The 4,655-nt window shown below is 62.3% G+C and carries 1 protein-coding gene; it reads right to left on the bottom strand.

Annotation, left to right across the window (positions count from 1 at the left end; translation table 11 throughout):
• The coding region (locus tag AC1DH9_RS22820) for a hemagglutinin repeat-containing protein (protein ID WP_477808829.1) at positions 1-4,441 on the bottom strand (4,441 nt) is incomplete at its 3' end.
• Positions 4,442-4,655 lie beyond the last annotated feature (214 nt).

The following is a 4,655-nucleotide window of genomic DNA, read 5'->3' as shown; positions in this document are numbered from 1 at the left end:
GGGTAACGCTGTTTTTGCTGGTGTGGCTGACGTCCAGGTACAGCGTCGGGGTGTATGAGGTTTCACCGCTCTTGTCGCCGAACAGCGCGCTTTGGGTCGCGTCGGCGACCTTGCTGCCGGCGGAGTCTTTCTCGTTGAGCGAGTAACTGCCGCTGCGGGTCAGTGAGTCCTTGGCCGAGGCCAGCCCCTCGACACTTTTGTCGACGGCGGTTTCCAGCTTGTCGCGATGGCTGTCGAAAGCCTCCTGGGCCTTGCCCTCAACCTTGTCCTTGAGCGGGCCGGTGGTCTTGGCCAGTTTGCCGACGGCGCCTGGCTGGTTCTTCTCCGCGTTCAAACGCAGGTCGATACCAACCTTGCCCCCACTCTCATGGTCTTGACGGCTTTCGACCGTGAGATCACCGCCAACCTGGCCGCTGACTTGTTGGGCGTCGATGCGGGCACCGGCCAACCGGGTGTCGCCAGCGCTGTTCAGCACCACGCTGTCAGCCTGGATGTGGCTGTTTTTCTGGGTGGTGCCGGTGCGGTTGTCGACGTCGATTTTCACCCGCGCGTCGAAGCCGTGGCCGCTCTTGGCCACGTCCTGATCATTAGTCGCTGACGGTGTGGACTTGCTCGCATTACCGCCAGCGCCGAGGGTCAGCCCCCAGTTGTTGATGGCCTGAGTCGATTGCGCCGACTCCTGATAAATTCCGCCCTGCTGAGCATCGAGGGTCACGCTTGGCGCACTGACCTGAGTGCCCTGCAAGTGGATAGCGTCAGCAGCGCTGGCGCCGCTGCTCAGCAGGACCGGACCCTGACTGTTCAGGCTGCCGCCCTTCAGGCTCTGGCTGTTTTCACCCACCCGGCCGATGTTGAAATTGGCACTCAGGTTGCCATTCAAGCCGCTGCTTTTCTCGGTACTGCTTTTACCGCCACCGACATTGAGGCCACCGCCCAGGTTGCTGCCATTGGCGCTGTGAGTGTCCGTCGCGGCTTGCAGATCGAGCTTGCCGCCGGCATTCAGCGAGATGTCAGCCGCCTTGTTCACCACCGTGCCGATGGTCGTGCCTTGCAGCACTTGATCGCCAGCGCTGCTCAGTTGCACCGGACCTTTGCCCTGAATACTCGCAACCCGGGCCTGGCTGTCGTCGGTCTGGTTGGCCTTGTGATCAAGTTGGAAACCAGCGCCAAGGTTGACGTTGCTGCCTTCGGCGCCAGGGTTGGTGCCGACCGTCAGCGAGCCATCGCCGCGCAGGCTGGAAGTGCTGCTGCTCTGATGGTCGTTGGCCTGATTCAGCGCCAGATCGCCACCGCTCTTGATCGCCACACCGCCCTGCCCGCCGTTGAACTGACTGCCTTCGTACTGGCCGTCACCGCGCAGATCGATCTTCACACCCTGATTGCCGGCATAGCTGCCAACCACCGCTTTGGAGCTGGTCTCGGAAGTCTGGCGGCTACCGCCCGCCCCGCTACCGCGCACGTTCACGTCTTCGCCGGTGGTGGTATAGACGCGAACGCCCACCTTGGCATCCACCGCTTGCTCGCTGCTGCTGTGAGTGTTGGCGGCCGCCGTCGCGACCTGACTGTCAGCCTTGATCGTCAACGCGCCGTCGGTTGCACGGTACTGGGTGCCCTGATCCTTCACTTCACCGGCCACCTGAACATCAACCGCCCCGCCCTTGAACTGACTGACCACAGCGGTGCTGTTTTGCTCGCTCCGGCTGTTGTTCGAATGACCGACCTCGACGTCGATGCCGACATTCGGCTGCGTGAGGTTATCCAGCAAGCCCGGTTGCTGAACCTTGCTCTGGGCCACACCTTCAATGGCTTTGGCGATGGGGCGGGCAATGCCTTTGTACTCGACGTTGGCACCGACATCGGCCGACCAGTTGCTCTCCTTGTGGGAACTGCTGTCGGTGTTATTGGCGGCCTGGTTGTCGACTCGCCCAGCCGTGACCTGAAGCGTCGAACCGGCGTTGACCTGCGCGCCCTGGGTGGTCAGCGTGCCGTTGCCGGCGTTGATCTGCAGCTTGCCGCTGCTCTCGACACCCGTGGTGCGAGCCGTGGCTTTGGCGGTGCTGTCCTGACTGTTGCTGTGAGCAAAATCGACACCACTGCCAGCGCGATCCAGACCACCGGTGTAGTAGAAACCGCCAGCGTTGCGGGTGGTGTCCGTGGTGCTGGAGGTGCTGTCGTGTTCGGCCAACAGCGCAACGTTCTGCCCACTGAGGCGGACATCCCCGGCAGAGGCTTTGACGTTGGCACCTKTGAGCGTCAGGTCGCCGCCCGCCGCCAGTTCGACATTGGCGCCGGTCAGGCTTGCGCCTTGCTGACGGGTTTCATTGGCAGTGGTGGTTTGCTGTTTGTCTTCGTAGTGAATTCCGGCGCGGTACTGACCGGCACCTGGCGCATTCTCTTTGGCATAGGCGTCGAAACCACGGCTCTGGCTCGAGGCGCTGCTGTCGGAAGTATTCTGAGCCGAGCTGACCGTCAGCTTGCCCACCGCGTCCGCGCTGAGCGAGCCACCGGCCGAGACCGTGGCGCCGACCACGTCGATGTCCTTGGCGCTCTTGAGCACAAGGTTACTGTCGGAACTCAGCTGGCTGCTGATAGTAGTGCTGCCCTTGAGGTTCTGTCGGCTTTCATCCTTGGCGATGCCAAAGAACTTACTGTCCCTGTCATGGCTGTTGCTGTGGGAAGTGTTCTGCACGCCGTCGATGGTCAACGAGCCTTTGTCGCTGATAACACTGGCCTCGGACCTGCCACGCACCTGGCTGCCGCYGATGCGCACGTCGTCAGCCTTGACGATCAATTTGCCGTCGGCGTTGATCTTGCTGCCCTGATTAAGGGTCTTGCCCTGATCGGCATCGCCGGTCTTGCCGAAGAATCCGCCACCGACCAGATCGCCCGAATAACCGTTCTTGCTGCTGCTCTGCGTACGGCTGGCGCTGCCGATCTCGACCTGTTTGCCGGCGAGGTGAATGTCGCCCTTGCTGGTCAGTTCCGCGCCTTGCGAAGACAGCAACTCGCCGCTGCTGATCGCAATGTTCTTGCCGGCCTTCAACTGGCTGGTGACGCTGCGTTGCTCCTCGCTGCTGTTGTTCCAGTCGGCTTTCCACAGGTGCTTGCGGTGCTGGCCCTGATCGGTCTGGGTGCGGGTTTCAGTCGCTGCCATCAGGCGCAGATCAGCACCGCTGTCGACCTTCAGGGTTTCGCCGGCCTCGACCTTGGCGGCCTTGAGTTCGGTGCTGGCGCCGGCCTTGAGTTCGGCAGTGTGAGTCGCCACGACCTGGCTGCCGTGCTGGCGCGAGTCGCTGTCGGTCTGGGTCCGGTCGTAGGTTTCCCAGGTGATGCCGATGGTGTTGTTGTTCCAGTTCTCGCGTTTTTCCTGAAGCTTGCGCGCTTCGACGCTGCTCAGCGTGAGGTTGCGCCCGGCGTCGAGCTTGACGTTGCGACCGCTGACATCCGCCGCCGCCAACGTCAGGTCCTTGTCACCGTGCAACGCAACATCCCCCTGGCTGCTGCGTACCGCGCTGCGGGTGATGTCGAGGCTGTTGGGGAGTGCCTGGCCGCTGATCTGCAAGTCACCTGCGGATTGAATCTTCACGCCGTCACGGCCTTCAACCTGGACCGGGCCGACCCGCACGCCAGCGCCTTCGGCGGTGCTGACAATGTTGATGCGTCCAGCCTGCATGGCACCGAACAGGCTGGCATCGATGCGTGAATCCTGAGTGGTGCCGGTCGGGTCGACGCTGCGCACCTGTCCACTGGGGTAATCCAGCAGATTGCGGCCGACAGTCAGGTTCAACTGGTCGCGCGCATCGATGCGGCCCTGGCTGTCGATGCGCGGGGCGATCAGGTTGATGCTGCCTTCGCGGTTCGTCAGACCCTGGCCCTGGATCTGCAAATGACCGGTGCCGTCACGGGTGTTGAGCCCCTGCAATTTACCGTCGTTCAGCTCGGGACGACCGACCACCAGGTTGGCATTCGGGGTGTTGATGAAGCTGCCGCCATTGACCGAGATACCGTTTGGGTTGGCCAGCACGTAGTCGGCCGAGCGCCCGAAAATCTCCTGCGCGCCGTTAAGGGCCGAGGCGTTACGGCTGATCACTTCGTTGAGGATCACGCTCGCCGCCTGGCCCTGGAACTGCGGGTTGGCGGCCAATTGCCCAGCGAGTTGCGACTGCCCGGCTTGCAGGGCGTTGTTCAACACCAGCCCCTGACGGTCGACGTTGTAATCGAGAAACTGGTTATGCGACAGACCGGCGCCATTGGGCGCAACGATATTGACGATCGGTACACCGGCCTGATTTTGCAGTTGCGGGGTGCCGCCCGGACCGGGTGCGACCGTCACGCCACCGGCAAACGCCTGAGGTAATTGGGCAACGAGGAACAGGCTGGCAATCGCCCAACGCAGTTTGCCTCGAGGGGAAAGGTGAAACGCGAACTTTTCTATCGGCATGAGAACCTCTCAATAAATGGGCTGAATCCAGTTGCGCGTTGGGGAGTACGCCGCTGCTGTCGCGCTCAGATACCGCGGCTGTTTCAGGCTGTCAGGGGTAGTGGTTTTCATATCTGCAGGCCGTTGCGCGTTGGGGAGTACGCCGCTGCTGTCGCGCTCAGATACCGCGGCTGTTTCAGGCTGTCAGGGGTAGTGGTTTTCATATCTGCAGGCC

It is taken from the genome of Pseudomonas sp. 05T35, from assembly GCF_056396605.1.
Note: the sequence above shows the minus strand (reverse complement) of the source record. Positions and strands in the feature narration are given on the sequence as shown.